At 41.6% G+C, this 25,780-nt stretch carries 27 protein-coding genes; 3 read left to right on the plus strand and 24 right to left on the minus strand.

Features of this window, described 5'->3' with window-relative positions:
- Nucleotides 1–31 precede the first annotated feature (31 nt).
- The 5 genes from ACUW6H_RS04125 to ACUW6H_RS04145 all read right to left on the minus strand — a co-directional run bounded on the left by ACUW6H_RS04125 (nt 32) and on the right by ACUW6H_RS04145 (nt 9,417).
- Nucleotides 32–3,127: a DEAD/DEAH box helicase gene (locus tag ACUW6H_RS04125; protein ID WP_454361486.1), complete on the minus strand. Its 3,096-nt coding sequence runs from the start codon at nt 3,125–3,127 to the stop codon at nt 32–34.
- A gap of 92 nt (nt 3,128–3,219) precedes the next feature.
- On the minus strand, nt 3,220–4,386 hold the full coding sequence (locus ACUW6H_RS04130) for a MalY/PatB family protein (protein WP_000521336.1): 1,167 nt from the start codon (nt 4,384–4,386) through the stop codon (nt 3,220–3,222).
- Nucleotides 4,387–4,393: 7 nt separating this feature from the next.
- Nucleotides 4,394–5,488, minus strand: coding sequence for a cystathionine gamma-synthase (locus ACUW6H_RS04135; RefSeq protein WP_454361489.1), 1,095 nt, complete (start codon nt 5,486–5,488; stop codon nt 4,394–4,396).
- A 145-nt stretch (nt 5,489–5,633) separates the two neighbouring features.
- A complete protein-coding gene (locus ACUW6H_RS04140; RefSeq protein WP_454361491.1) occupies nt 5,634–7,592 on the minus strand; it encodes a peptide ABC transporter substrate-binding protein in 1,959 nt (652 codons plus the stop codon).
- A 202-nt stretch (nt 7,593–7,794) separates the two neighbouring features.
- Nucleotides 7,795–9,417 (minus strand): putative polysaccharide biosynthesis protein, encoded by a 1,623-nt coding sequence (locus ACUW6H_RS04145; RefSeq protein ID WP_454361492.1) that lies wholly within the window; start codon nt 9,415–9,417, stop codon nt 7,795–7,797.
- A gap of 105 nt (nt 9,418–9,522) precedes the next feature.
- On the opposite strand from ACUW6H_RS04145, the gene ACUW6H_RS04150 reads away from it, so the two are divergent.
- Complete coding sequence (locus tag ACUW6H_RS04150; protein WP_454361494.1) at nt 9,523–10,968, plus strand: UDP-N-acetylmuramoyl-L-alanyl-D-glutamate--L-lysine ligase; 1,446 nt, start codon at nt 9,523–9,525, stop codon at nt 10,966–10,968.
- Between the two features lie 31 nt (nt 10,969–10,999).
- Here the strand turns inward: ACUW6H_RS04150 and ACUW6H_RS04155 are convergent, their stop codons facing one another.
- The 17 genes from ACUW6H_RS04155 to ACUW6H_RS04235 all read right to left on the minus strand — a co-directional run bounded on the left by ACUW6H_RS04155 (nt 11,000) and on the right by ACUW6H_RS04235 (nt 23,537).
- Complete coding sequence (locus ACUW6H_RS04155; protein WP_000051179.1) at nt 11,000–11,200, minus strand: CsbD family protein; 201 nt, start codon at nt 11,198–11,200, stop codon at nt 11,000–11,002.
- Between the two features lie 101 nt (nt 11,201–11,301).
- Complete coding sequence (locus ACUW6H_RS04160; protein WP_454361497.1) at nt 11,302–11,952, minus strand: DUF1803 domain-containing protein; 651 nt, start codon at nt 11,950–11,952, stop codon at nt 11,302–11,304.
- Entirely contained in the window at nt 11,936–12,448 is a 513-nt protein-coding gene (locus ACUW6H_RS04165; RefSeq protein WP_454361499.1) for a YiiX/YebB-like N1pC/P60 family cysteine hydrolase, read from the minus strand. The genes ACUW6H_RS04160 and ACUW6H_RS04165 overlap by 17 nt, the downstream gene beginning before the upstream one ends.
- Nucleotides 12,449–12,570: 122 nt before the next feature.
- Nucleotides 12,571–12,897, minus strand: a complete 327-nt coding sequence (locus ACUW6H_RS04170) for a DUF2568 domain-containing protein (RefSeq protein ID WP_180833378.1) — start codon at nt 12,895–12,897, stop codon at nt 12,571–12,573.
- A 53-nt stretch (nt 12,898–12,950) separates the two neighbouring features.
- Complete coding sequence (locus ACUW6H_RS04175) at nt 12,951–13,886, minus strand: manganese-dependent inorganic pyrophosphatase (RefSeq protein ID WP_268709218.1); 936 nt, start codon at nt 13,884–13,886, stop codon at nt 12,951–12,953.
- Between the two features lie 85 nt (nt 13,887–13,971).
- Nucleotides 13,972–14,256: a GIY-YIG nuclease family protein gene (locus ACUW6H_RS04180; protein WP_454361502.1), complete on the minus strand. Its 285-nt coding sequence runs from the start codon at nt 14,254–14,256 to the stop codon at nt 13,972–13,974.
- Nucleotides 14,246–14,995, minus strand: coding sequence for a tRNA1(Val) (adenine(37)-N6)-methyltransferase (locus ACUW6H_RS04185; protein ID WP_454361504.1), 750 nt, complete (start codon nt 14,993–14,995; stop codon nt 14,246–14,248). Before ACUW6H_RS04185 ends, ACUW6H_RS04180 begins: the two co-directional genes overlap by 11 nt.
- 52 nt (nt 14,996–15,047) lie before the next feature.
- Complete coding sequence (locus ACUW6H_RS04190; protein WP_000689618.1) at nt 15,048–15,407, minus strand: S1 RNA-binding domain-containing protein; 360 nt, start codon at nt 15,405–15,407, stop codon at nt 15,048–15,050.
- A gap of 1 nt (nt 15,408) precedes the next feature.
- Nucleotides 15,409–16,809, minus strand: a complete 1,401-nt coding sequence (locus ACUW6H_RS04195) for a bifunctional Cof-type HAD-IIB family hydrolase/peptidylprolyl isomerase (RefSeq protein ID WP_454361506.1) — start codon at nt 16,807–16,809, stop codon at nt 15,409–15,411.
- 81 nt (nt 16,810–16,890) lie between these two features.
- Nucleotides 16,891–17,400, minus strand: coding sequence for a GNAT family N-acetyltransferase (locus ACUW6H_RS04200; protein ID WP_454361508.1), 510 nt, complete (start codon nt 17,398–17,400; stop codon nt 16,891–16,893).
- A 461-nt stretch (nt 17,401–17,861) separates the two neighbouring features.
- Nucleotides 17,862–18,101, minus strand: a complete 240-nt coding sequence (rpsR, locus tag ACUW6H_RS04205) for a 30S ribosomal protein S18 (protein ID WP_000068664.1) — start codon at nt 18,099–18,101, stop codon at nt 17,862–17,864.
- Between the two features lie 31 nt (nt 18,102–18,132).
- On the minus strand, nt 18,133–18,603 hold the full coding sequence (ssbA, locus tag ACUW6H_RS04210) for a single-stranded DNA-binding protein SsbA (protein ID WP_000609596.1): 471 nt from the start codon (nt 18,601–18,603) through the stop codon (nt 18,133–18,135).
- Nucleotides 18,604–18,614: 11 nt separating this feature from the next.
- On the minus strand, nt 18,615–18,905 hold the full coding sequence (rpsF, locus tag ACUW6H_RS04215) for a 30S ribosomal protein S6 (protein WP_001151782.1): 291 nt from the start codon (nt 18,903–18,905) through the stop codon (nt 18,615–18,617).
- A gap of 132 nt (nt 18,906–19,037) precedes the next feature.
- On the minus strand, nt 19,038–20,246 hold the full coding sequence (locus ACUW6H_RS04220) for an MFS transporter (RefSeq protein WP_454361761.1): 1,209 nt from the start codon (nt 20,244–20,246) through the stop codon (nt 19,038–19,040).
- 133 nt (nt 20,247–20,379) lie between these two features.
- On the minus strand, nt 20,380–21,723 hold the full coding sequence (gene asnS, locus ACUW6H_RS04225; protein WP_454361763.1) for an asparagine--tRNA ligase: 1,344 nt from the start codon (nt 21,721–21,723) through the stop codon (nt 20,380–20,382).
- A 149-nt stretch (nt 21,724–21,872) separates the two neighbouring features.
- Nucleotides 21,873–23,051 (minus strand): pyridoxal phosphate-dependent aminotransferase, encoded by a 1,179-nt coding sequence (locus ACUW6H_RS04230; protein WP_454361765.1) that lies wholly within the window; start codon nt 23,049–23,051, stop codon nt 21,873–21,875.
- Nucleotides 23,052–23,060: 9 nt separating this feature from the next.
- Nucleotides 23,061–23,537, minus strand: a complete 477-nt coding sequence (locus ACUW6H_RS04235; RefSeq protein WP_454361767.1) for a cell wall elongation regulator TseB-like domain-containing protein — start codon at nt 23,535–23,537, stop codon at nt 23,061–23,063.
- A gap of 118 nt (nt 23,538–23,655) precedes the next feature.
- Here ACUW6H_RS04235 and ACUW6H_RS04240 point away from each other — a divergent pair, with 118 nt between their 5' ends.
- Both ACUW6H_RS04240 and ACUW6H_RS04245 read left to right on the plus strand, forming a co-directional pair.
- Nucleotides 23,656–24,102, plus strand: coding sequence for a MarR family winged helix-turn-helix transcriptional regulator (locus ACUW6H_RS04240; protein WP_454361769.1), 447 nt, complete (start codon nt 23,656–23,658; stop codon nt 24,100–24,102).
- 91 nt (nt 24,103–24,193) lie between these two features.
- Entirely contained in the window at nt 24,194–24,742 is a 549-nt protein-coding gene (locus ACUW6H_RS04245) for an NADPH-dependent FMN reductase (protein WP_454361771.1), read from the plus strand.
- 37 nt (nt 24,743–24,779) lie between these two features.
- On the opposite strand, the gene yaaA is transcribed toward ACUW6H_RS04245, so the two are convergent.
- Both yaaA and ACUW6H_RS04255 read right to left on the minus strand, forming a co-directional pair.
- Entirely contained in the window at nt 24,780–25,502 is a 723-nt protein-coding gene (gene yaaA, locus ACUW6H_RS04250) for a peroxide stress protein YaaA (protein WP_454361773.1), read from the minus strand.
- 79 nt (nt 25,503–25,581) lie between these two features.
- Nucleotides 25,582–25,713, minus strand: coding sequence for a DUF3953 domain-containing protein (locus tag ACUW6H_RS04255; protein WP_002874755.1), 132 nt, complete (start codon nt 25,711–25,713; stop codon nt 25,582–25,584).
- Nucleotides 25,714–25,780 lie beyond the last annotated feature (67 nt).

Below are 25,780 nucleotides of genomic sequence, written 5' to 3' on the forward strand. Positions count from 1 at the left end.
ACTCTTCATTATAGCGTATTGTCTTGATTTTTCAAGTGTTGGCTTCAGAAATCCCTAAAATTTCTCGAATTTCTGCCAGACTGAGGCTCGAACGCGACTCTGTACCATCTAAAACCTGAGAAACCAAATGCTTTTTCTGTTCTTGAAGTTCCTGAATCTTTTCTTCAATGGTTCCTTTCGTAATCAAGCGATAAACCTCTACCTTCTGCTCCTGTCCCATACGATGGGCACGTCCGATAGCTTGGGCTTCAACCGCAGGATTCCACCAGAGGTCCACTAGGATGACGGTATCAGCACCCGTTAGATTAAGACCGACACCTCCTGCCTTCAGAGAGATGAGAAAGGCGTCTCTTTCTCCCTGATTAAAGGCCTTGGTCATCTCTTGCCTGTCTTGAGCAGGAGTTGAGCCTGTGATTTTGAAAGAAGTCAAACCCAAGTCTGGAAGTTCTTGCTCAATTTTTTCCAACATTCCTTTGAATTGTGAGAAAATCAAGACACGATGCCCACCATCAGCCACTTGTAGCAATAAATCTCGGAGACTATCGAGTTTACCGCTGGCACCTTGGTAATCGTCCATAAAGAGAGCTGGCGTATCGCAGATCTGGCGCAAACGCATGAGACCAGATAAGATTTCTACGCGACTTCTCTGGAATTCTTGATCTGTCACTTGCGCTAGACGCTCTCGCATCTGTTGCAACTGGGCCAGATAGATGGCCTTCTGCTGGTCTTCCAGTTCGTTTTTATAGACGACTTCAATCAGATCAGGCAGTTCTGTTAGAACTTCTTCTTTCTTACGTCTCATGACAAAGGGCTTAATAAATTGCGCCACCTGCTCAGCTGGTAATTTCATAAACTCTTTCTTGTTCGGTAAAAGACCGGGTAGCACAATTTGAAAGATAGACCACAACTCTCCTAGATGGTTTTCTATGGGCGTACCTGACAAGGCAAAGACTGCTGGCACCACAAACTGGCGCAAACTCTGGGCAATCTTGGTGTGAGCATTTTTCATGATCTGGGCTTCATCTAAAAAGAGAAAATCAAAGGACATCTCTTGATAGAGGTCACTGTCTTGACGAAAGCTCGCATAGCTAGTCACATAGATTTGATGATTTTGAGAAAGAATCTCTTCTCGATTCGCTTTCAAACCATGAACAACTGCCAAATCCAATTGCGGTGCAAATCTTCTGAATTCATCTGCCCAGTTGTAGATCAAACCTGACGGCGCCAAAATCAAGACCCGACTATCTTCTGTCACCTGACTGGTCAAAAAAGCAATAGTTTGCAGTGTTTTTCCCAGTCCCATATCATCGGCTAGGATGCCACCAAAGCCATAGTGATGAAGCATCTGGAGCCAACGGACACCCTTTTCCTGATAGTCTCTCAAACTCGCCTGCACCCGTATATCTCCCAAAGGAAAGTCCTCTGGATGGGTCAAATCATGAGCTAAATGCTGAAATTCTTCCGAGAAGGAGATCCTGTCTCGACCTTCAAAAAGCTGAGAAAGGCTATAAGCCAGAGATTTTCGCGCTTGAAAAGAACCATCTTTTAGCTCAACCCCCAGTTCCTGCAAATTTTGACGAATCTGCTTAGTTTCCTCATCAAAAAAGTACACTTGATCAGAAGAACTGATATAGAAATCCTGATTGCTGGTCAGGGCTTTAAGAGCTTGATCAATCTCTTCTTGGGCAATCCCTTGGAAATCAAACTGAATCTCCAACAGTCCTCCCTTGGACTCAATCTGAACCTGAGGAGCTTGGACACTGTAGAGCTGATTCATCTCATCAGACAAGAAAACCTGACCCAACTTCTCAAAAGCTGGAATCGTACGGTGAAAGAAAGAATAAACTGCCTCTGGCTTCAAAGCCTGTCTCCAAGACTGAAAATCAGCCTCAAAACCAGCCTCTAAACAGACTTGAAATAGTTGGTTTTCCAAGACAGCATCACTTGAAAAAGGTAATTGTTCCAGCTGTTGACGACTAGTCACCTTAACATCTCCATAGTCAAATTGGATATCCAAACGGATGCTGCCGTCATCCTCCCTATCAAAGTAAAAGATTGGTGAAAAGGGTCTGATTTGCAAGCGCTCAGGAGCAGAAACTATACCCAGCTGTCCAAATAAAGGAAGACAGGCGGCCAGACGATCACGATCACTGTTGTCAAACTGGAGGCATTTTCTCCCTCTTTCCTCCTGAGGGAGATCCTTTATTTCCTTTAGGAGGCTGATTTGTTTAGGATTTAAGAGATAAAGATTCCCCTTACGAAAGAGAACCGCTCCCCCATAGAATACGTTAACTCGGTCAGTCTCAGAAATTTCCATCTCAAAATAATCGGGATACTCCTGCACGGAAAAAGAGAAAATCTCTGCATCTGGATCTAAATCATGAAAGAGAAGATTTTCATAACTAGTAATCTGATGTTCGAAATGAAAATCTTCCAAGTTCATCAGCAACTCCACTCCCTGCTCAAAAAAGGTCAGAGGGAAAAAGAGGTGACGACCTTGATTGGGGAAAAAGAGGTCTTGACTCAGTCCCTCCTCAATTAAGCCACATAAAAAAGTAAGAACTTCTTGACTAGCTGTATCAAAAGCATCCCAAGACAAGTCATTTTCATAGTGCTTCCCAATCATATATGGCTTTCGATGGACTAAGACCTTCAAAAAGAGAGGGATGTCACGAATGACATAATATTTTTGACTATCAGCTAAACCGATTCGGAGAGTCCAAAGGAGGCGATTGGTTCCAGCTTCCACCTGGCCTTGAGACGACAAAGTGTAGATTTTCTCTCTCTTCTGAGGTTGGATACACTCCAAAAAACTACCGCCAAAACTAACCTTGGTTTCGACCTCTTCTTGCTCTTCATGTCCTTTTTCTAAGGCTTGTAAAATCACCTGGCCTTCTTCATCATTCTTCAGATAATGCTCGAGCGCTGCGAGGTGAACACAGTAACTTCTTTTTTGGAAAAAATCGCAAGCACAAAAAACCAGATCATCCTCTAAACTGTAGCGCAAGTCTTCTCCCGCCACACGAGTATAGAGGCGATTCCCTTTTTCCTTGATTATCTCAATGTTGCCTGTTTCATAGAGTGCAACCCCCTCCATGCGCAACTTTCCCGGAATCAATTTAGCCATAGTTACCCCTTTATCTTATCTTTTCATTATACCACATTTTCCCCTACGAAAATAGCCTTCTAGGAAGACTTTTCTCCTAGAAGGCTCGATTTTTAAAGTGTAGCAAAAGTGGTCACGATGCGTTGGCAAACCTCTTCCAGTACTGACTTCGGCATAGCCACATTGAGGCGGGCATGAAGAGTTCCCTCCTCTCCAAAGTCCAAACCTCGATTCAAGATAACCTTGGCTTCATTCTTCAAAAGCTCTTGCAAGCGGTCATCCGTTAGCTCATAGACTGAAAAATCAAGCCAGATCAAGTAGGTACCTTGTGGTTTCATGACCTTAATCTTGGTTTCGTTGCCCAAAATATCCACTACATAGTTAATGTGGTCCTCGATGACTTCTTTTAACTCTCCTAACCAGTCCTTGCCATAACGGTAGGCAGCTTCTGTCGCCAAATACCCCAAGCCTGAGATTTCATGTTGGTTATTGGCCAACTGGCGTTTTTGGAAAGCCACACGAAGCTTTGGATTTTCAATAACTGCATAGGAATTTTTCGTCCCAGCAATATTAAAGGTCTTAGTGGCACTGCTCAAGATAAGGGCAAAGTCTTTAAAAGCTGGATTAATGGTATTGAATGACTGGTGTTTGTGACCAAAGAGGGCCAAATCTTGGTGAATCTCATCTGAAACCAACAAAACACCGTGTTTTTGGCAGAGATGCCCAATCTTTTCTAACACTTCCTTTTCCCAAACACGTCCACCAGGATTGTGGGGATTGCAAAGGATATAAAGCTTCACATCCTCTTCCACCAATTCCTTCTCCAACTGGTCAAAGTCAATCTCAAACAGCCCGTCCTTTTCCACCAAAGAATTGGTAATCAATCTGCGATTGTTCAGTTTGACACTGCGGGCAAAAGGTGGATAGACCGGTGTGTTAATCAGAACAGCCTCTCCTTCTTTTGTAAAGGCTTGAATGGCTGTTGAAATAGCTGGTACCACACCCTCGATAAAGACGAGGGCATCCTTATCAAAGTGATAGCCATGTTGTGTGGCTTCCCAGTCCTGAACCGACTCAATCAAAGCATCACTGGCATAGGTATAGCCATAGACCAACTGATCTGCGTAGGCTTGTACAGCTTGTCGAACTTCAGGCAAAACCACAAAGTCCATATCTGCTATCCAAGCTGGTAGAACTTCTCGATCAGCTTCCGCTTCTTTCCATTTATAGGTATGATGCCCAAAACGATTGGGCAGGCTTGTAAAATCATATTTTCCCATATCTATCTTATCCTTCCAAAGCTTGTCGCAAGTCCGCAATCAAATCTCTGGCATCCTCAATCCCAATTGACAAGCGCAAGAGGTCATCTGTTAAGCCATAGGAATGACGCACTTCTGCTGGAATATCCGCATGGGTTTGAGTCGTCGGATAGGTGATCAGGCTTTCCACCCCACCTAAACTCTCAGCAAAAGAGAAGACCTTGAGGCTATTTAAAATATGAGGAATACGTTTTTCATCCACTACTTTAAAGGAAATCATCCCCCCACGTCCTGTATAGAGCACTTCCTTAACAGCAGGTGAATCCTTCAAAAAAGCAACCACTTCTTGGGCATTGGCTGTCGAACGTTCCATACGAAGAGGTAGAGTTTTGAGACCACGAATCAACTGATAACTATCAAATGGTGACAAGACCGCACCAGTCGTATTCAAATTGTAGAAAAGTTGCTCATATAGTTCTAAACTATTAGTCACAACCACCCCAGCTAAAACATCATTGTGCCCTGCTAGATACTTGGTAGCAGAATGAAGAACGATATCCGCACCATCTTCAATCGGACGTTGGTAAATTGGACTGTAGAAGGTATTGTCCACCACTACCTTGGCACCTTTGGTATGAGCAAGTTTTGTAAGTTTTGCAATATCAAATTCCAACATCAAGGGATTGGTTGGTGTTTCGATATAGAGAACATCCACATCTTTCTCTAACTCAGCAATTAGCTCTTCTTCTGTATTGGCATAGGTAAAATGGAAACGGCCTTCTTGCTCCACTTGGTTGAACCAACGGAAAGAGCCTCCATAAAGGTCACGAACAGCCAAGACTTTACTTCCTACTGGAAAAACACTAAAGGCCAGTACAATCGCAGCCATTCCTGAACTTGTCGCTAGGGCATAATCTGCTGATTCGATTGCCGCCAAGACTTCCTCCGCCTTACTGCGAGTTGGGTTTTTAGTACGCGTATAGTCAAATCCAGTAGACTGACCGAACTCCGGATGCTGATAAGTGGTTGAAAAATGAAGTGGCGTCACTAAAGCACCTGTTGCCTTATCTGACTTGATACCCGCCTGGGCTAAAATTGTGTTGATGTGTAGTTCTTTGCTCATACAATACCTCCAAATCTATAGTAACTATTGTACCACTTATTTTCACTAACTCATTTTCTTGTTTTCAAGAGCTAGTTATAGTTTCAAACTATATAAAAACGATAGCTCCTTTAGAAACTATCGTTTTTCCTGTTGAATAGACTGGTTATTTAACGTGTTTTGCCAGTTCTTCTTGGGCTTTTTTATTTGATTCTTCTTTTTCTTTTAGCCATTTTTCTTTCGCTTTTTCATACTCATCAGTCGTTACAGTCTTATCTTGCAACTTGAGGTATTTGTATGATTCGACACCCTTATTTCCAGCTTGTGAGAATGGTGATGAGAATGGAACTGTCTTTCTCAAGGTCGGTGTTCCACCCTGAGAAACGTTTGGAATTGCAAGGGCGCTATCAACGAGCCAAGCTTGAATTTCAGCATATTTTTCATAACGTTTTGCTGGATCTTGCTCCTTGTTCGCTTCTTCTAACATTTGAGTGTAAGCATCCAGACCAACTGCCTTAGCCTTGTCATTGACCTCACCTGGTTCTAGACCAATGTTTTGCAACATACCACCGTTATTGACATTTAAGATATCAAGATAACTTGATGGATCCAAGTAGTCCGCACTCCAACCGCCATTATAGATATCAAAGTCTTTTTGAGCTGCAGTTTGAGCTAGGTAGCTAGAGTTGTCAAAGTCATCTGTTGATAGCTGTTGGATATCGATAACCACATTCTCAGCTCCTAGAACAGATTCGATGGATTGTTTCAAAGAACTTGCTTCAAGTACACCTTTTTTAGCTGATTGGTCAACTGTTACATCCAAGTGGATTGGAAATTGCACACCCTTAGCTTCCAATTCTTTCTTAGCTTCTGCAAATTTAGCCTTGGCCTTGTCAGGATTGTAGTATGGATCTTGAGCATCTGCAAAGTTGATTCCTTGCCATTCTTGGCCATAGTTGACCATCTTTTCTGAAACAACATCGCCAAAGTCTTTTCCGTTGATACTTACAAATGTTGGAGGTACAACCAAGTTACGAATAATCTTTGTTGCTCCGTCCTCCCCTTGAGATTGTGCTCCATAGGCTGTACGGTTATAAGCATAGTTGAAGGCTTGACGGAAGTTTTTATTCAGAACTGCTTCTTGGGTTGATTTCTTTTCGATATCTGAAGATTTAGACGTGAAGTTATAAGACTTTCTGTCCAAGTTGAAGTTCAAGTAATAAGAAGTTGCGTTTTGCATACTATAGATGATGTTATCCTTGTTCTTCTCTTTAATACCTTCAAAGCTTGAGCTATTTGGGTAGAGACGCGCGTAGCTGTATACTCCTTCTACAAAGTTACGTGCTAGTGCATCTTGGTCACTACCATCATAATAGGCCAATTTCACATCATCCACAAAGACATTTTTTTCATCCCAGTAGTTGGGATTTTTCTTGAATTCGATAACAGATTTTGAAACAAACGATTTCATCAAGAAAGGTCCATTGTACAAAATACTAGAAGGGTCTACCTTACCAAAGTCATCCCCTTTTGATTTTAAGAAATCTGCATTGACAGGGAAGAGAATGGTTGAAGTTGTTTTAGAATTCCAATAAGATTCTGGACGTGTCAAAGTGTACTGAACTGTTTGGTCGTCAACCGCCTTAACACCGACAGTTGAAAAGTCAGTTGTTTTCCCGTTGATATAGTCATCCAAACCTGCTACCGAGTCTTGAACCAGGTACAAAGCTTCGGATTTTTTATCAGCAGCATATTTCAAACCTGTCACAAAGTCTTGGGCTGTTACAGGGGCGTATTCTTCACCCTCATAAGTATACCATTTTGCATCCTTACGCAATTTGTAAGTATAGGTCAAACCGTCCTGAGAAACAGTCCAATCCTCTGCCAATGATGGAACATAGTTACCGTATTGGTCATTTTCCATCAACCCATCCACCAAATTGGTCACGATGTCGTTGGTTGTTGCACGGTTTTCTGCAAGATAGTTCAAACTAGATGGATCGCTCGAATAAACATAGTTATATGTTTTAGTAGCGCTACTTGAATTTCCACATGCGCTCAGTAGAATACCTGCGCTTAACACGACACTTGCAAGTGTCAGATACTTGGCCTTAGACTTTTTCATTTCCAGAACCTCCTGTTTAAAAGTTTTGTCTTATTATACAGCTTTGGTTTTATTTAGTCAAGTGATTTCTGAAGAAAAACTTAAAAAAGCATATTTTTTGCTCTTGATTTTAGAAAAAGTTCTCTTTTTTTAAGAAAAATGTAGTATAAAAACCTTTCTGTTAAAGAAAGGTTAAATTCATTACTTTTATTTATAAATCTTTTTACGATATTTTCAATCGTGTACGTAGTCGGTCTGCTTGAGCTTTGCCGATTATCTTGTCCAAGAGTCGTGTCCGTAGGCTCATCAAACCATAAAGACCTCCTCCAATCCCTCCGATGAGAGCCACATAAAGGAAACTCCAGAAACGCCCACTTGGTTGGAAGACAAAACCGAGTAGCCACTGCAAGAAGCCAACTAGGATAAACATGACAAGGGTCAAGATGGTAATCAAGATGGTTCGCTTCAATATAATCTTTCGACGAGCACCTGTTACCTGGCAGATGTCTCGGTACATCAAGACATTTGGAATAATCAAGCCGATAGTCGTTGAAATCAAAGGACCGTAGCTGTGGAAAATAGCTATGGTTGGCAATTGCAAGACGATCTTAGCAATGGAACCATAGATGAAGTAAAGAACTGCCTTGCGGTTTCGGAACATGGCCTGAAGCATAGGAGACAAGACCATATACAATCCTAGGATAGTAGACTGCAAAACTGCAAAGACAAATAAGCCCATGGCCAGACTATCTGGCTTACCGTAAAAAACTGTATAAAGAGGCTCCCCTACCATGACCACTCCAACCGTTGCAGGCAGTAGAAATAAGAAGAGCATGGTAAGGCTATCTTGGACTAGGCGAGCCGCTGCCTGCAAGTCACCTTTTACATAGTTTTCCGTCAACAATGGCAAACCGACACTCCCAATTGAAACCCCCACAGAGATTAAAATCATAGTAATTTTATTAGGATTGGCAGAGAAATAAGAAAACATGACAACCAAGTCTTCATTGCTGTAGTTAGTAAACCACTTCATACTATTGATAAAGGTCATCTGGTCTAAGATTTGGAAGAGTTGAATGGCTGATCCTGTCAGGATAAAGGGAATGGCTTCCTTGATGGTATCGACTAAGAGTCGCTTACTATTGATTTTATCCCGTGTTTCAAAGACTCTTTTAAGCAAACCTTCTTGGGCAAGGAAATAAATCAAAACTGCAAAACTTGCCACCATCCCCACAAAGGCTGCAAAGGTTGACTGAGTAACGGCTGATAAGTAGTCACCAGAACCCATCTTCATAATGAAGAAGGTTGCCATCAACATCCAGATAACACGGATCACCTGCTCAGCGATTTGACTCATGGCATAAGGTTTCAGGTTATTCATCCCTTGGAAGAAGCCTCGAATGACACTCATAGATGGGAAAATCAAGACCGCCCAAGCCAAGCTCTGCATGATAGGAATCAGGTCTTTCCCCACACCTGACAAGTCTGCTAACCAGGGAGAAAAGAGATACAAGACCAAAGCAAAGACTAGACCCAAACCCGTCATAAAGCTTAGGAAACTCCGAATCAAGGCAAAGCTGTGCTCTTCTTCTCGCATGGTATTGTACTTAGCCACTTGTTTGGCAACCGCAACTGGAATACCCGCTGTCGAAATCAGCAAGAACCAGGCGTAAATATTGTAGCCCATGGTAAAGAGACCATTTGCCTTGGCTGCATAAGTTCCCATCCAGATATACCAGGGAATAATGTAGATAGCACCAAGGAGGCGACTAATAAAGTTACTAGCTGTTAGCCAAGCAGTCCCTCGCAACATCTGGGCTTGCTGGTGATTGTTTTCGTTAGACATAGCTTCCTCATTCAATTTTGATAACTAGGAAAAGTTCCTTATCTTCCATTATAAACTTTTCCTTGTTACTTGTAAAATTCGGGCTTGAAGTTTATAATAGAAAGTATGATTAAGATTGAAACCGTATTAGATATTTTAAAGAAAGATGGCCTTTTTCGCGAGATTATTGACCAAGGTCATTACCACTACAACTACAGTGAAGTTGTTTTTGACAGCATCAGTTACGACAGTCGAAAAGTAAAAGAAGGGACTCTTTTTTTTGCAAAAGGCGCTGCCTTTAAAAAAGAATACCTCCTTTCTGCTATAAGTCAGGGCTTAGCTTGGTATGTCGCAGAAAAGGACTACGAGGTCGATATCCCCGTCATAGTTGTGAACGATATCAAAAAAGCCATGAGTTTGATTGCTATGGAATTTTATGGTAATCCACAAGAGGAACTCAAAATTCTCGCTTTCACAGGGACAAAAGGGAAGACAACAGCTGCTTACTTTGCTTACCACATCCTATCTCAACGCTACCCAACAGCTCTCTTGTCAACTATGAACACAACTCTGGATGGCAAGACCTTCTTTAAATCTTCCTTCTCAACGCCTGAAAATATCGATCTTTTCGACATGATGGCCCAGGCTGTTAAGAATGGAAGAACCCATCTTGTAATGGAAGTCTCTAGCCAAGCCTATCTTGTTCATCGAGTCTATGGCCTGACCTTTGATGTAGGTGTCTTTCTTAACATCACTCCTGACCATATCGGTCCGATTGAGCATCCTAGCTTTGAAGACTACTTCTATCACAAACGTCTCTTGATGAAAAATAGCCGAGCAGTTGTCATTAATAGCGACATGGACCACTTTTCTGTATTGAAAGAACAAGTGGAAGATCAAGAGCATGACTTCTATGGTAGCCAGTCAAGTAACCAAATCGAGAACTCCAAAGCCTTTAGCTTTTCAGCTACAGGTAAACTCGCTGGTGATTATGATATCCAACTCATCGGCCACTTTAACCAAGAAAATGCAGTTGCTGCAGGACTTGCCTGTCTTCGTCTAGGTGCCAGTCTGGAGGACATCAAAAAAGGGATCGCTGCAACCCGCGTTCCTGGACGTATGGAAGTTCTCACTCAGAAAAATGGAGCCAAGGTCTTCATCGACTACGCCCACAATGGTGATAGTCTGAAAAAACTGATTTCTGTTGTTGAAACCCATCAAACTGGAAAGATTGTTCTGGTTCTCGGTTCGACTGGAAACAAGGGTGAAAGTCGGCGCAAAGACTTTGGACTCCTTCTCAATCAACATCCTGAGATTCAAGTCTTTCTCACCGCTGATGATCCAAACTATGAAGATCCAATGGCCATTGCTGAAGAAATCAGCAGCTACATCAGTCATCCTGTTGAAAAGATTGCCGATCGTGAAGAAGCCATCAAAGCAGCGATGGCCATCACAAATCAAGAACTTGATGCCGTGATTATTGCAGGTAAGGGAGCTGATTGTTACCAGATCGTCCAAGGAAAGAAAGAAGACTATCCTGGAGATGCAGCCATCGCAGAACGTTATCTATAAAAAAATCAAGGGAAACATTCCCTTGATTTTTTTAGTCTTCTTTTTTAAATGAATTTTTAAGACCTTCAACGGCACCTTCTACAGCACCTTTAGCATCTTCAACTACTTCTTTTGCTTTGGCAACTGTTTTTTCTACAGTGCCTTCTGCTTCTGTCTTGCTATCGCCAGTAACTTTACCAAATCCTTCTTTGATAGCACCAGTTGCTTGATCCAATTTATTTTCAAGTGACATAGCTCTGTCTCCTTTGCTTTTAATACGATAATGGTTATCGCTTACATTTAGTTTATGCTTATTCTTTAGCAAAGTCAAACAATCTGCTCAAAAGCAAACAATTAAGACAAATAGAAAGTCAACCGTTCCTTGTCGAAATCAACAGCCAACTCATACTTCCCTTCTTCATTTTGAACAATATAGCCTAGGACGACCAAACTATCCACAAAGATATCACGGCGTTTCTGCATCAGTTGATCTTTTTTGAGGAATTTTAACAAAAAAGTCGTCATATATTTGAGAGCATACTCAGAATTGACATCTCCCAAAATGGCATAGAGTTTCTGCTGTTTTTCTGTCAAAGGATATTGGTGCTTGACCTTGTAGAAATAATTAGACAGGGTCATCTTTTCTCTAGCAAAATCTGTAGATTCGACTAAAATGGCAGCATTGGTTTGATTGCGCAATTCTGTCTCAAAAGTCTTCTCCAGCAAAGCTTGATAGACTGGACTATACTCTCTGACAAAAATCTCTTGGTCAAGGACCAGACTGTCTATTGATTCTAGAAAAGGGAGATTAAGGGAATAACGTTTGTTTTCCCTTCGGATCAAACCTGCCTTTATATACTCTTCCATGAGTTTATCAACTGCCACATCTGGAAACTGGGCCTTGATTCCTCGAAGGATCACATCGTCATGCTGGTCCAGATAGTCCACCAAATCTATAAAAAATGGCTGTTGAGTCAAACGGGAGGGATTAAAAATCTGAATCATAAAGATTCCTTTCTTTACATTCTAAAAGAGGGGATGCTGCTAGTTGACTAGGATTGGTCCCTGGTTGATTCAGGGGCACAGGAATTTCGAGTTTCCTGTAGTATTCCCTCCAAAAATCACTGATCTCCTGCTCCCCGTCCCCAAATTTCATGGGAATAGTTTCAAAAATCGGTAGGATTTCAGCGATATACTGGGAGCAATAAAAGCCAGACCCATCTGGATAAAACGAGCTATTATAGGGTGCACCCAAATGTTTGCTAGCTCTCTCCTTTACCAAGTCAGCTTCCAGCTCTGGATAGACATAAAGATCGTAGAGATGAGTTGGTTCAAAAAATTCAGCCGGTTCTTGACAAATGACCCCTGCTTGCCCACTAGCATGGTAGATGAAACCGTCCAAAAAGATGGCTACATGACTATAGTTCCCAGTAGAAACCTGGATGGCCTGCCCCATATCTGAAAGGTACTTCACAAAAATCAAATCACCATTTTCTAACATCTTTCTCTCCTAGAAAAAAAGGAGCCGAAACCCCTTTAACTATAAGGAAACTAACGTTTTCTCGTGTCAATCTCCAGTCAAATAATTACCATTTAAATAATTCATTAACTATATTATAAGAATCACTCTAGCTGAAAATAATAAAGCAGACCCAAACTTCCAAAAGACAGAACTAAGTATAGGATTCCTATTTGTAATCCATACAAATACCAAAAACTACCACTAACTAAAATAAAAATCGATATCTCAGCAACAAGTCGATGCCATTTTTTAAAAGCATGTGGAGATTTTGGTGCCATATATCGTGCCCAAAATAAGATTAATAGAACTGCTAGAAGAAAAAATAGGAATTTTTCCAGCCAAGAAATTTGTATCACAGACACGGAGAAAAGACCAAGGATTGCCACAACCTCAACCAAAAAGCGCAGTCCTTCAATCAATCGCATCATGCTATCACCTTCTATAAATAGTCAAATTAACAGTCTCAAATATTCTTTAAATATTACCCATTAAAACTCTCAGTCAACTGAGGCACCACTTGTTTCTTACGTGAAACGGCACCTGGAAGGAAAGCGTGGTTGTTTTCAAGTTTAAAGTTAAAGGCTGATTCTACCTTGTCCATGTTTGATCCAAGAGCAAGGATTTCTGAGTTTGAGTTGACGATATCTGTAATCATCAAGACAAAATCTGAGTAGCCGTTTGCTGCATTAGCCGCTTGCATTGCTGCTTCGATTTCTGCTTGGCGTTCCAAGACTTCAGCAATATCAACAGTATTGACTTGGGCAACACGAACCTTATTTCCATTGAGTTCAAAAGTCTTAGCATCGATATCAATCAATTCTTCAGCAGATTTGCTAGCCAAGTTAGTACCAGCTTTCAGCATAGCAAGACCGTATTCTTCCAAGTTGACGCCTGCTAATTCAGCCAACTCAGGAGCAATGACTTTATCAGATGGGTGTGTTGTTGGAGATTTCAAAAGAAGGGTATCTGAAATCAAACCTGAAAGCATCAAACCTGCGATTTCTTTAGGAACTGCCACACCATGTTCTTTGAACATGCGGTAAACGATAGATGAAGCTGATCCAACTGGTTCCAAGCGCATGTAAAGTGGGCTGGCAGTTTCAAAATTAGCCACACGGTGGTGATCCACAACACCGTAAACTTCTACTTCAGCGATATCTGATACTGACTGTTGGAATTCATTGTGGTCAGTCAAGATGACTTGCTCTGCACCTTCTGCTTTAGCAGATGTGATGACGCGTGGTGCTTCTACACCAAAATAGTTCAAAACAAAAGCTGTTTCTTCATTAGGAGTTCCAAGTGCTACTGCTTCTGTGTCCAATCCATAAGCTTCTTTTGCAAGATAGGCAAAGGCTACAGATGACCCGATGGCATCTGAGTCTGGATTTTGGTGACCAAATACTAGAATCTTAGACATGATAATACCTCTTTAAATTTATTCATCTTATTGTAGCACTTTTTTCTTCTTTTGACAAAAGTAAGAGGAATCAAAGGACTCCTCATTAGACATCAATATCGTTAACTAGATTTTTTTCTTGATTTTCGGATAAAAATTGTTCTTTCTGTGGACGTTTCTTTCGTTTGAGGAGAGCTTCGGCAGACATGGCTTCTTCCTTGCTAGCAAAAGCCTCTACATAGATAAGTTTGACAGGTAATCGAGCTCGGGTATACTTGGCACCCTTACCACTATTATGAACGGCAAGGCGTTTCTTCACATCTATCGTGTAACCAGTATAGTAAGAACCATCACGGCACTCCACCACATACATATATGCCTTATGATCCATAGTAAATCTCTTGAATTTCTGGCGTATAGGAACCATCGTCATTGTGAACAATGAGCGGTGGCAAGACCTTGAAGCCACTAATAGATCCATCCTTGATAGCTTCGATTAAAAGCATATTGGCTTCCTTTTCTCGTTTAGGATAGACAAATTGCAGGCGCTTGGGTGCTAAATTGTGGCGTTGAAGCATTTCTAGAATATCCAAAAGTCGATCTGGACGATGAACCATGACAAAACGGCCATTAGACTTGAGAATACTCTGAGCACTTCGACAGATTTCCTTAAGATTAGTCGCAATTTCGTGTCTTGCTAGGAGGTAGTGTTCACTTTCGTTCAGATTAGAATGCGGATCCACCTTGAAATAAGGCGGATTGCACAAAATCATGTCCACCTTACTTCCCTGAATGCGAGCAGGCATATTTTTCAAATCATCGCAAATAACCTGCATCTGCTCTTCCAAGCCATTCAACCGAACCGAACGCTCTGCCATATCCGCCAAACGCTCCTGAATTTCTACAGAGAGAATTTTTGCCTTGGTACGACTACTTGCAAAAAGTCCTACTGCACCATTGCCAGCACAAAAGTCCACAATTAAGCCATTTTTAGGAAAGCGAGGAAAGCGTGACAAGAGAACACTATCCACCGAATAGCTAAACACTTCTCTATTTTGAATGATCTTGATATCTGTCGAAAAGAGCTGGTTGATTCGCTCTCCTGATTTTAATAATTGTTCTTCTTTCATACTTTCATTATAACAAACGATGTTAATATTACAAATGTTTTAGATAATCGTATTATGGCTTCTTCTTTAAATGTTCTAATGCTTCACGCGTCCAAACTGGCATCATTCGAGCAAGTGGCGCAAAACCATGCTTGATACGATCATTTGAAAAACGTCTCCGTCTTGGTAATTGATGTTTTTCTTCCTCCAAAGTACGGATAGAAAGACTGGCTTTCCCAGTGTATTCGTCAAAATCCACCACCTGTACTTGAACCTCATCACCAATTTTTAAAATATCATAGATATTCTCAATAAATCCCGTTCGGATTTCCGAGATGTGAATCAGCCCTGTCACCCCTGTCTCTAACTCGACAAAGGCACCATAGGGCTGAATTCCTGTAATACGCCCAGTTAGCTTATCACCAATTTTCATTCTAGTCCTCAATTTCAATCGTTTCAATAACCACATCTTCAACTGGTTTGTCCATTGCACCAGTCTCAACAGCTGCAATGGCATCTAAGACAGCAAAAGATTCTGCATCTACCAATTGCCCAAAAACAGTATGGCGGCGGTCAAGGTGAGGAGTTCCACCTTGTTCTGCATAAATCTCAGCGATTGGTTCAGGCCAGCCACCACGCGCAATCTCTTTCTTAGAATATGGCAAGTGTTGGTTTTGCACGATAAAGAACTGGCTTCCATTGGTATTTGGACCAGCATTGGCCATAGAAAGAGCGCCACGAACATTATAGAGTTCTTCAGAAAATTCATCTTCAAAAGAGTCACCGTAGATTGACTCGCCCCCCATACCAGTACCAGTTGGATCTCCACCTTGGATCATAAAGTCCTTGATAATTCGGTGGAAAATCACACCATCATAGTAACCGTCTTTTGAAAGCGCAACAAAGTTGGCTACTGTTTTGGGAGCCTGTTCAGGGAAGAGCTTGATACGCAAGTCTCCGTGATTTGTCTTAATGGTCGCGAGAGGACCTTCTACTGTTTCAATGTCTACTTGTGGGAAATGCAATTCTTTTTCTACCATACCAAATCCTTCTAAGGCATCAAAAATGCCATCTTCTTCTACTGTTTTTGTAATATAATCTGCTTTTTCTTTGATTTTTTCATGGGAAACTCCCATGGCAATGCTAATTCCTGCATAATCAAAGAGTTCCAAGTCATTGAGACCGTCTCCAAAGACCATGACATTCTCTGGTTTCAAGCCTAAATGCTCCACCACCTTGGCTACACCTGTGGCTTTTGAACCTGAAATAGGCACTATATCAGATGAATGTTCATGCCAACGCACCATGCGAAGTTTATCCGACAAAGAATCTGGCAAGTGCAAGTCATCTCCTTTTTCCTCAAAGGTCCACATCTGATATATATCTACTTTTTCATGAAAATCTGGATCCACATCCAAGTTTGGATAAATCGGATCAATTGCCTCACTGATCAGTTCTGTTCGAGTGGAGAGTTTGGCGTCATGACTGCCAACCAAGCCGTACTCAATCCCCTCTTGTTTTGTCCAAGCGATGTATTCTTCCACATCTTCTTTGGCAATCTGATGCTGATAAATGACCTGACCTTTTTTATCTTCTATATAGGCCCCATTCAGGGTCACAAAAAAGTCTGGCTTGAGGTCTCTAATCTCTGGAACAACACCGAAAATACCGCGCCCAGAGGCAATACCTGTTAAAATCCCTTTCTCTCGCAACTGCTTAAAAACAGTGGGAATTGTCACCGGAATAAAGCCCGTCTTTGACGTACGCAAGGTATCATCAATATCAAAAAAGACGATTCTAATCTTCTTTGCCTTGTATTTTAATTTTGCATCCATCTCTCTACCTCTTTTCCATCACTCTTTCCATTATACCATAAAGTAGAGAAATCCCCTACCTTCAAAGAAATTCACTATCTCTTATTCGAATTTCTTGGATAGGTACAGAACTAAATCATCATTATTTTGAATAGTAGCATTCATTTCCAAGGGCTGATTTCGATACCAAACACCTGAACCATCTGGAATATAGCCTCGTTTGATGTACAATCTCTGAGCAGGACCATAGCCTGAATGGAGCCCAACACCAAGGGTCACCTTATCCGATATGAGCCTAACTCGTTTTTCTGCTTCTTCCAGCAAGAGATTTCCAATACCTTGATTTTGAAAGGGCTCAAAGACATTGAAATCTGAAAGTTCTGGAGCCATTCCAGCAAAAGGCCCCTGCTTAGCGTCGGGTAAAATCGTAATGTAACCCGCTACAGCACCCTCAACCTCTGCAACTAAGACTTCTCTCTCCCCACTTTCTTGCTCCTTAAAGTATCGAGTTAAAATCTCCTCTCTACTTGGCCAACCTTGGCTGATAAATCCTCGAGATAGATTTTTTATGTCAGATTCTTGCATTTTTCTAATTGAACATGTCGTCTTCATAAGTTGCTCCTTTATAGCTTTCTTCTACCATTATAGCACGATAATAAAGATTAAAAGAAAAAACCTAGTAAGACAAAAAAATCTTGCTAGGTCAAAAGGGACTCCATTCTAACAGAGTCCTGGAAAAGTCTAAAAAAAGGGCCACTGGAACGAACTCGCTCTCTCATTTCAAAGCTCGTGAAAAAAAGACCCGTTGGGATCTTAATTCGCTTTCTAGTTTTCAAGCTCATGAAAAAGAGGTCCACCCGGACCCAACTCGCTCCCTCGTTTCAAAGCTCGTGAAAAAAAGACCTGTTGGGGTCTTAATTCGCTTTCTAGTTTTCAAGCACATGAAAAAGAGATTCACCCGGACCTCAACTTGCTCTCTCATTTCAAGGCTCGTGAAAAAAAGACCCATATGGGTCTTAATTCGCTTTCTTATTTCCGAGCTCATGAAAAAGAGGTCCACCCGGACCTCTTTTTTAATCTTCGTTTACGAAAGGCATCAAAGCCATTACGCGAGCGCGTTTGATAGCTGTTGTTACTTTACGTTGGTTTTTAGCTGAAGTTCCTGTTACACGACGAGGAAGGATTTTCCCACGTTCTGAAACGAAACGGCTAAGAAGCTCAGTATCTTTGTAATCAACATATTCAATTTTGTTTGCTGCGATGTAATCAACTTTTTTACGGCGTTTGAATCCGCCACGACGTTGTTGAGCCATGTTTTTTCTCCTTTATAGTATTAATTGTCCATTAGAATGGTAAATCATCATCTGAAATGTCCAATGGATTTGTTGCTCCAAATGGATTTTCAGAACGTGAAAAGTCTGGTACTGGGTTTGCAGGTGCTGATTGACCAGCAGTTGGTGCAGAATAAGCCCCACCTGTATGTCCTTCACGCACTCCGCGGCTTTCCAACATTTGGAAATTCTCAGCCACGACTTCTGTTACGTAGACACGTTGTCCTTGCTGGTTATCGTAACTACGAGTCTGGATACGACCTGTGATCCCGATAAGAGAGCCTTTTTTAGCCCAGTTAGCAAGATTTTCAGCCTGTTGGCGCCACATAACGACATTGATAAAATCAGCCTCACGTTCGCCATTTTGACTCTTGAATGTACGGTTTACTGCAAGAGTAAAAGTCGCAACTGCTACATTTGATGGGGTATAACGCAACTCAGCGTCACGTGTCATACGCCCTACAAGTACAACATTGTTAATCATAATTTACCTTCTTACGCGTCAAGTTTGACGATCATGTGACGAAGAATGTCAGCGTTGATTTTTGAAAGACGGTCAAACTCTTTAAGAGCTGCGTCGTCGTTTGCTTCAACGTTAACGATGTGGTAAAGTCCTTCACGGAAATCTTGGATTTCGTATGCAAGACGACGTTTTTCCCATGATTTTGATTCAACAACAGTTGCACCGTTGTCAGTCAAGATAGAGTCAAAACGTGCTACCAAAGCGTTTTTCGCTTCTTCTTCAATGTTTGGACGAATGATATAAAGAATTTCGTATTTAGCCATTGATATGTTCCTCCTTTTGGTCTAATGACCCCAAGACTTTGCAAGGGGTAAGTGAGGTTTGCTCACAATTAACTATTATACTAGAAATACTAGTAGATAGCAAGAGAAAAAAGATAAAAATGAAAAATAACTCTATTGCTTAGAAATAACATTCTCTTTCAGTTCTAAAGCTCTGGTCATCTCTTTCAAAATGAAAAATAATGAGAAGCCGACTATTACTAAAAAGAATCCTAAGTAAATGAAGGCTACTACAAAACCTAGAGCATCAATCAGCCAACCCGTTAGAGGAAAAATAACAATCATACTCAGGCTGAACATCATGGAGTAGACACTTAGCATGGTTGCACGTACCTCACTTGGGAGTCGCTTTTGTAAATCGTTGTCAAAAATCGGTTGAAAGAGAGCATATAAGGCGTTACTAATCAAATAAATCAAAATATAAATCCGTGGCGTACCAAAGTAGGAAAGTAAGTAGGTCACTCCCGTTAAGAGTACAAGAATTGGAAAGAGCTTTAAGGCGGAATATTTCTTTCCAATCTTACTCGCTAGATAAACTGCCCAGATATTCAAAACACTGCCGATCAGCATGACCATCGAAATCTGCCATCCTTCTAAGTCCGGCAGTTGATTTTGATAGTAAAAATAAAACATGCACATCAGTGTCCCGATGATTTGGGACAGAATCATCCAACTAAAAAGACTGGGGTTTCTCCGCAACTCCTCTTTAACAGTCAACATAATCTTTTTCATGGTCAGACGCTCAGATTTTTGCGCTTTAACACTAGGCTCTTTTAGCATCCAAGTTAGGAAAAGAACGATTATAGAAGTGGCAATCATGATATAGTAGGTCAAGTGCAATTGACCATGGACAAAAAATCCTGCTAAAACGGTCCCCAAAGACCGAGTTCCTTCTGCTACTCCTGACATAAAACTTGAGATAGACAAGTATCGATCTTTTAATCCAGCCTCCACGGCCGAATCATAAACCATGGCTGCACTCGTCCCCGAATCAAAATTATAAGACAAGGCACTCACCACCATAGCGAGGGCATAAATCCAAAAATTACCTTGCCCAACTAGCATGAGAATAGACGATGCGATCCCAGCAATCCGACTAAGATAAAGATTGGTTTTATAGGAATAGCGGTCAGCTAACATTCCAGAGGGAATTTCGCAAATGACACTGGTGGCGTGAAAAATACTTTCCAATAAGCCAATCTGCCAAAGCGACATCCCGTTTTGACTGAGAAATAGAATCCAAAAGCTGGTAATGCCTAGAAAGGCAAAAAATTCCACACCAGCCATGAGACCGATATTCTTCCGATAATTTGGTTTAAACATCATTTCTCCTTTAACAAGTGTATATGTATCTTTGTGTTTGTCACTTGTCAATCCTAACTTTACATGTTCCTCACCTCTTCCTTCAAGTATGATAGTGTTTTGAAAAAACGCCTATTATGGCGTTTTAGTCTTCTTATGGTTTGATACGGTGCAACATACGTGGGAATGGAATCGCTTCGCGGATGTGTTTTGTACCTGCTGCGAAAGTTACCATACGCTCGATACCGATACCGAATCCACCGTGTGGTACTGTACCGTATTTACGAAGGTCAAGGTAGAATTCATACTCTGTACGATCCATACCCAGTTCTTCCATCTTAGCGACAAGGGCATCGTAGTCTTCCTCACGCATAGAACCACCGATGATTTCTCCATAGCCTTCTGGTGCCAGCAAGTCTGCACAAAGCACGCGCTCTGGATTTCCAGGGACTGGTTTCATGTAGAAGGCCTTGATAGCTGCTGGGTAGTTCATGACAAATGTTGGCACACCAAAGTGGTTTGAAATCCAAGTTTCGTGTGGTGAACCGAAGTCATCTCCATGTTCCAAATGCTCGTAGTCTGCATCTTCATCGTTTTCATGCTCTTGCAAAAGGTCAATGGCTTGATCGTAAGTGATGCGTTTAAATGGCTCTGCAATGTAGCGTTTCAAGAGCTCTGTATCACGTTCCAAGGTTTCCAAGGCTTGAGGAGCACGGTCTAGAACACCTTGAAGAAGGGCTTTAACATAAGCTTCTTGCAAGTCAAGTGACTCATCGTGAGTCAGATATGAGTACTCCGCATCCATCATCCAGAACTCAGTCAAGTGACGGCGTGTTTTTGATTTTTCAGCACGGAATACTGGACCAAAGTCAAAGACACGACCAAGGGCCATAGCACCTGCTTCAAGATAAAGCTGACCTGACTGGCTCAAGTAGGCTGGTGTCCCAAAGTAGTCTGTTTCAAAGAGTTCTGTTGAATCTTCAGCCGCATTTCCTGAAAGGATTGGGCTATCAAACTTCATGAAGCCGTTCTTGTCAAAAAACTCATAGGTTGCATAGATGATAGCGTTACGGATTTGCATGACCCCTACTTGCTTACGAGAACGGAGCCACAAGTGACGGTTGTCCATCAAGAAGTCTGTTCCGTGTTCTTTTGGAGTGATTGGGTAGTCTTGAGATTCACCGATGACTTCGATATCTGTGATATCGAGCTCATAACCAAACTTAGAACGTTCGTCTTCTTTGACAATTCCTGTCACATAAACAGACGTTTCTTGGCTCAAGTGTTTGATCGTTTCAAATTTTTCAAGCCCTACCTCTTCACCAAATTTTTCAATAAAGTTTGGTTTAAAGGCTACACCTTGGAAGAAAGCAGTTCCATCACGCAATTGCAAGAAGGCAATTTTCCCTTTTCCTGATTTGTTGGCAACCCAGGCTCCGATGGTCACTTCTTGACCAACGTAGTCTTTTACATCGATAATTGTTACACGTTTTGTCATAATCTATCTTCCTTTTCTTTAACTTGTCCGAAGACATCATTACCCACTATTTTACCATAAATAGACTGCGATAGCTAGGTTCGACTAGAGAAAATTCGCGAGATTTTCGTTACAAAAAATCTTCGCCAAAAAGGCGAAGATTTTGAGTTTTATTTTTCCATAAATTGATGCAAACGGCGAATGGCTTCTTTCAAGGTATCCAAGTCCGTGGCATAGCTGAGACGAACATTTTCTGGTGCTCCAAATCCAGCTCCTGTAATCAAGGCAAGACCGACTTCTTCAAGGATAGCTGTTGTAAACTCCGTCACATCGGTATAACCCTTCATTTCCATCGCTTTTTTAACATTTGGGAAGAGATAGAAGGCTCCTTGGGGCTTGACAACTTCAAATCCTGGTACTTGGCACAAGAGAGGGTAAATAGTGTTCAAACGTTCCTCAAATGCTTGGCGCATGGTTTCGACGGAGTCTTGTGGTCCAGTCAGGGCTTCAATGGTAGCATATTGTGATACAGCAGTTAGGTTTGAGGTTGTTTGTCCTGTTAGCTTGCTCATAGCAGCAATAATCTCAGGATTTCCTACTGCATAACCTACCCGCCAACCAGTCATGGCATATGCCTTAGATACACCGTTGATAACGATGGTTTGCTGGCGAATCGCTTCTGACAGACTAGAGATAGGAACAAATTCATTTCCGTTATAAACTAGACGTCCGTAGATATCATCTGCTAGGATGAGGACATCATGCTCAACCGCCCAATTTCCGATAGCCAAGAGCTCCTCACGAGTGTAAATCATACCGGTCGGATTCGATGGCGAATTGAGAACCAAGACCTTGGTTTTGTCTGTTCGGGCCGCTTCTAGTTGCTCCACTGTCACCTTAAAGTGATTGTCTTCCTTAGCTTGGACAAAGACTGGCAGACCTTCTGCCATCCTGACTTGGTCTCCATAACTGACCCAATATGGTGTAGGGATGATGACCTCATCACCTGGATTGACCACAGCCATAAAAAAGGTATAGAGAGAGAACTTAGCACCTGTGGCAAAGGTAACCTCGTTGGCTGCTACGGAATAGCCATAGTAGCGTTCAAAGTAGGTATTAACCGCCGCTTTTAAGTCCGGTAGGCCTGAAGCAACTGTATAGAAGGAAGCTCGTCCATCTCGAATCGCTTCCACCGCCGCATCCTGAATATTTTCAGGAGTATGAAAATCAGGCTGTCCCAAGGTTAAGAAAAGAACATCCTTTCCTTGAGCTTTTAATGCCTTGGCTCTTGCATCACTGGCTAGAGTAACACTCTCTTCCATTTCTAGTACACGTTTGGATAGTTTCATATGCCCTCCTTATTGGATCACTGCTCCTGTTTCAAAGTCAACCAGATAGTACTGGTTTCCCGACTTAACTTCCCAAATCGGCTTGTCCTGATAACGACCAAAGGTGACTTTGTCAATGTCGCTAGCTCCTTTTTCCCTCGAAATCGTCGCTGCCTTGTCTTGAGAAATCCCCTTATCTAGCTGATAAACGTAAATCTTATGTTCATTCTTTTCAATCAGCACGGCAATGGCCTCTTGCTTTTTATTATGTCCTAAAACGCTGTAATAACCTTCTAGTCCATTATAAAAATCAACCTGATCTGCCTTTTCCAATTCTGCATACTGCTTGGCCAGTTTTTCTCCCTCAACCCTAGCATCTTGATAGGGTTTCATGCTGAGTGATATCAGATAAAGGAAGGAAGTCGTCATGACTAGCAGCACCAGAGAAATGCCGATTCCATACTGCATAAGTAGCTTGTTTTTTGCTTTTTTCTGTCTTTGTTTCACTCGTCTATTTTACCATCTCTCCTTCTTTATTACAAGTAATGACAGAAACATTCTGAGAATCTTTTCCTATAAAATATCAGTTCTTGTTTTTCTATCTAATTATTGATAAAATACCCTTATGAAACAATATTTGAAAGAGAAAATTTCCCAAAATCAATTAGACTTGAAAACGGCTATCGTTATCAATAAAGCGATGCGAAGTTTTAAACCTTATGAAACCAAGGCTGCCAAAGAACACGGACTAACCCCTACTCAATTTTCCGTTCTGGAAACTCTCTATAGCAAGGGAGAACTGCGTATTCAGGATTTGATTGAAAAAATGTTGGCCACTTCTGGAAACATGACTGTTGTTATTCGAAACATGGTTCGAGATGGGTGGATTTCTAGAACTTGTGATCCAAAAGACCGTCGTTCTTTTTTCCTGAAATTAACACCTGCAGGACGCAGAAAAATCGAAGAGGTTCTCCCTGACCATATCGATTCTATCGTAGAAGCACTCAGCATCTTGGAAGATAGCGAAAAGGAAGACTTAATCCACATTTTAAAAAAATTTAAAAATTTGTGAGCAAAATTATTGCTAATTAGTATTTTTTGTTGTAACATAGATGGTAACAAAAGGGTTCGCTCTTTGAATTTTAAACTAAAGGAGACATATCATGTCTAAAAAAGTATTATTTATCGTCGGTTCACTTCGCCAAGGTTCTTTCAACCACCAAATGGCCCTCGAAGCTGAAAAAGCACTTGCCGGAAAAGCGGAAGTTAGCTATCTTGATTACTCAGCTGTTCCCCTCTTCAGCCAAGATTTTGAAGTTCCAACTCATCCAGCCGTAGCTGCTGCTCGCGAAGCTGTCCTTGCTGCCGATGCTATCTGGATCTTCTCTCCAGTCTACAACTTCTCTATCCCTGGAACAGTGAAAAACTTGCTTGACTGGCTCTCTCGTGCCATTGACTTGTCTGATACACGTGGTGCTTCTGCCCTCCAAGACAAGTTTGTTACTGTCTCATCTGTAGCCAATGCCGGTCACGATCAACTCTTTGCGATTTATAAAGACCTCTTGCCATTTATCCGTACACAAGTCGTTGGTGATTTCACTGCTGCACGTGTCAATGACTCTGCTTGGGCAGACGGAAAATTGGTGTTAGAAGAAACAACTGCTTCATCACTTGCCAAACAAGCTGACAACCTTCTTGCAGCCATCAACTAATCAAGCAAAAACCAGCTCGAATGAGCTGGTTTTATCCTTATTTCACAAAGACGAGTTCTAAGTCACTTGATAAATCAGGTCGATAGTCAAAACCGGCGAAACTGAGCTTGCGAGCTTGTTCAACAGTTTGAACTTGCCCCTCTATCAAGGCGGTCAAAAAGGCCCCACGCGCTTTCTTGGAAATGGTTGAGTGAATCTTCAACTGACCAGCCTTGTCCTCCATAAATTTGAAGGTCACCATCTTTTCTCTGATTGCCTTAGAAAATACAGTTTCAAACTCTGATGACAAGAGAGAAAATATCAAGTCCTCATCCTCTAGCGCCTCATCGTAGGCTGATTTCCAATGACTCTTCAGGGTTTTTCCAGCCACTTTTAACTTCATCAAGAAGTCCAAGCGGTGAGGCGCCATGGGAGATAGGGCTGGAACTACGCCATACAAAGCCGAGGTAATCAGAACATGATCTTCAAGATAGGCTTGTTCAGTCTCGGTCAATTTATCTCTCTTAATGTGGCGATACATGAGACCATCAAAGAGTTTCAAGGCTGGATAATTCTTAGCCCTTCGATCTTTTAGAGCTTGAATATGAGCGTATTCTTCTTCTGCTTTCTCGGCAGATACCTTATAAAAACTTTCTAATTCACTAGCTGAGTAGTGCGCCAGTGAGTCAAGAACTGCCTGACTTTCAGGACTCAGTGGATTCGCATCTAAACTAGGGATTTCGGTGTTCATTTCTTTTGCTGTTGGGATTAAAATTTTCATATTGTTAGTGTAGCATATTTTTCAATCACGACCAAGAATTTCATCTTAAAAACCTCGGTTCATACCGAGGTTTCTCTGTTTATTTTGGCCATCCTAACCAGATAGCCACGAGAACAAGGGCTGTGCCAGCTAAGCTTGTTAAGATAGATAAGAATTTATCTTTTTTCTCCTTGAACTGAGAAAACCTATTTTTATACTCAATGAAAATCAAAGAGCAAACTAGGAAGCTAGCCGCAGGCAGTACTTGAGTACGGCAAGGCGACGCTGACGTAGTTTGA

The organism is Streptococcus sp. 151470009-6 (genome assembly GCF_053628175.1).

Coding starts and splice junctions, on each gene's coding strand:
- ACUW6H_RS04125 (WP_454361486.1), bottom strand. CDS start 3,127: ATGGCTAAATTGATTCCGGGAAAGTTGCGCATGGAGGGGGTTGCACTC.
- ACUW6H_RS04130 (WP_000521336.1), bottom strand. CDS start 4,386: ATGGGAAAATATGATTTTACAAGCCTGCCCAATCGTTTTGGGCATCAT.
- ACUW6H_RS04135 (WP_454361489.1), bottom strand. CDS start 5,488: ATGAGCAAAGAACTACACATCAACACAATTTTAGCCCAGGCGGGTATC.
- ACUW6H_RS04140 (WP_454361491.1), bottom strand. CDS start 7,592: ATGAAAAAGTCTAAGGCCAAGTATCTGACACTTGCAAGTGTCGTGTTA.
- ACUW6H_RS04145 (WP_454361492.1), bottom strand. CDS start 9,417: ATGTCTAACGAAAACAATCACCAGCAAGCCCAGATGTTGCGAGGGACT.
- ACUW6H_RS04150 (WP_454361494.1), top strand. CDS start 9,523: ATGATTAAGATTGAAACCGTATTAGATATTTTAAAGAAAGATGGCCTT.
- ACUW6H_RS04155 (WP_000051179.1), bottom strand. CDS start 11,200: ATGTCACTTGAAAATAAATTGGATCAAGCAACTGGTGCTATCAAAGAA.
- ACUW6H_RS04160 (WP_454361497.1), bottom strand. CDS start 11,952: ATGATTCAGATTTTTAATCCCTCCCGTTTGACTCAACAGCCATTTTTT.
- ACUW6H_RS04165 (WP_454361499.1), bottom strand. CDS start 12,448: ATGTTAGAAAATGGTGATTTGATTTTTGTGAAGTACCTTTCAGATATG.
- ACUW6H_RS04170 (WP_180833378.1), bottom strand. CDS start 12,897: ATGATGCGATTGATTGAAGGACTGCGCTTTTTGGTTGAGGTTGTGGCA.
- ACUW6H_RS04175 (WP_268709218.1), bottom strand. CDS start 13,886: ATGTCTAAGATTCTAGTATTTGGTCACCAAAATCCAGACTCAGATGCC.
- ACUW6H_RS04180 (WP_454361502.1), bottom strand. CDS start 14,256: ATGGATCATAAGGCATATATGTATGTGGTGGAGTGCCGTGATGGTTCT.
- ACUW6H_RS04185 (WP_454361504.1), bottom strand. CDS start 14,995: ATGAAAGAAGAACAATTATTAAAATCAGGAGAGCGAATCAACCAGCTC.
- ACUW6H_RS04190 (WP_000689618.1), bottom strand. CDS start 15,407: ATGAAAATTGGTGATAAGCTAACTGGGCGTATTACAGGAATTCAGCCC.
- ACUW6H_RS04195 (WP_454361506.1), bottom strand. CDS start 16,809: ATGGATGCAAAATTAAAATACAAGGCAAAGAAGATTAGAATCGTCTTT.
- ACUW6H_RS04200 (WP_454361508.1), bottom strand. CDS start 17,400: ATGAAGACGACATGTTCAATTAGAAAAATGCAAGAATCTGACATAAAA.
- rpsR (WP_000068664.1), bottom strand. CDS start 18,101: ATGGCTCAACAACGTCGTGGCGGATTCAAACGCCGTAAAAAAGTTGAT.
- ssbA (WP_000609596.1), bottom strand. CDS start 18,603: ATGATTAACAATGTTGTACTTGTAGGGCGTATGACACGTGACGCTGAG.
- rpsF (WP_001151782.1), bottom strand. CDS start 18,905: ATGGCTAAATACGAAATTCTTTATATCATTCGTCCAAACATTGAAGAA.
- ACUW6H_RS04220 (WP_454361761.1), bottom strand. CDS start 20,246: ATGTTTAAACCAAATTATCGGAAGAATATCGGTCTCATGGCTGGTGTG.
- asnS (WP_454361763.1), bottom strand. CDS start 21,723: ATGACAAAACGTGTAACAATTATCGATGTAAAAGACTACGTTGGTCAA.
- ACUW6H_RS04230 (WP_454361765.1), bottom strand. CDS start 23,051: ATGAAACTATCCAAACGTGTACTAGAAATGGAAGAGAGTGTTACTCTA.
- ACUW6H_RS04240 (WP_454361769.1), top strand. CDS start 23,656: ATGAAACAATATTTGAAAGAGAAAATTTCCCAAAATCAATTAGACTTG.
- ACUW6H_RS04245 (WP_454361771.1), top strand. CDS start 24,194: ATGTCTAAAAAAGTATTATTTATCGTCGGTTCACTTCGCCAAGGTTCT.
- yaaA (WP_454361773.1), bottom strand. CDS start 25,502: ATGAAAATTTTAATCCCAACAGCAAAAGAAATGAACACCGAAATCCCT.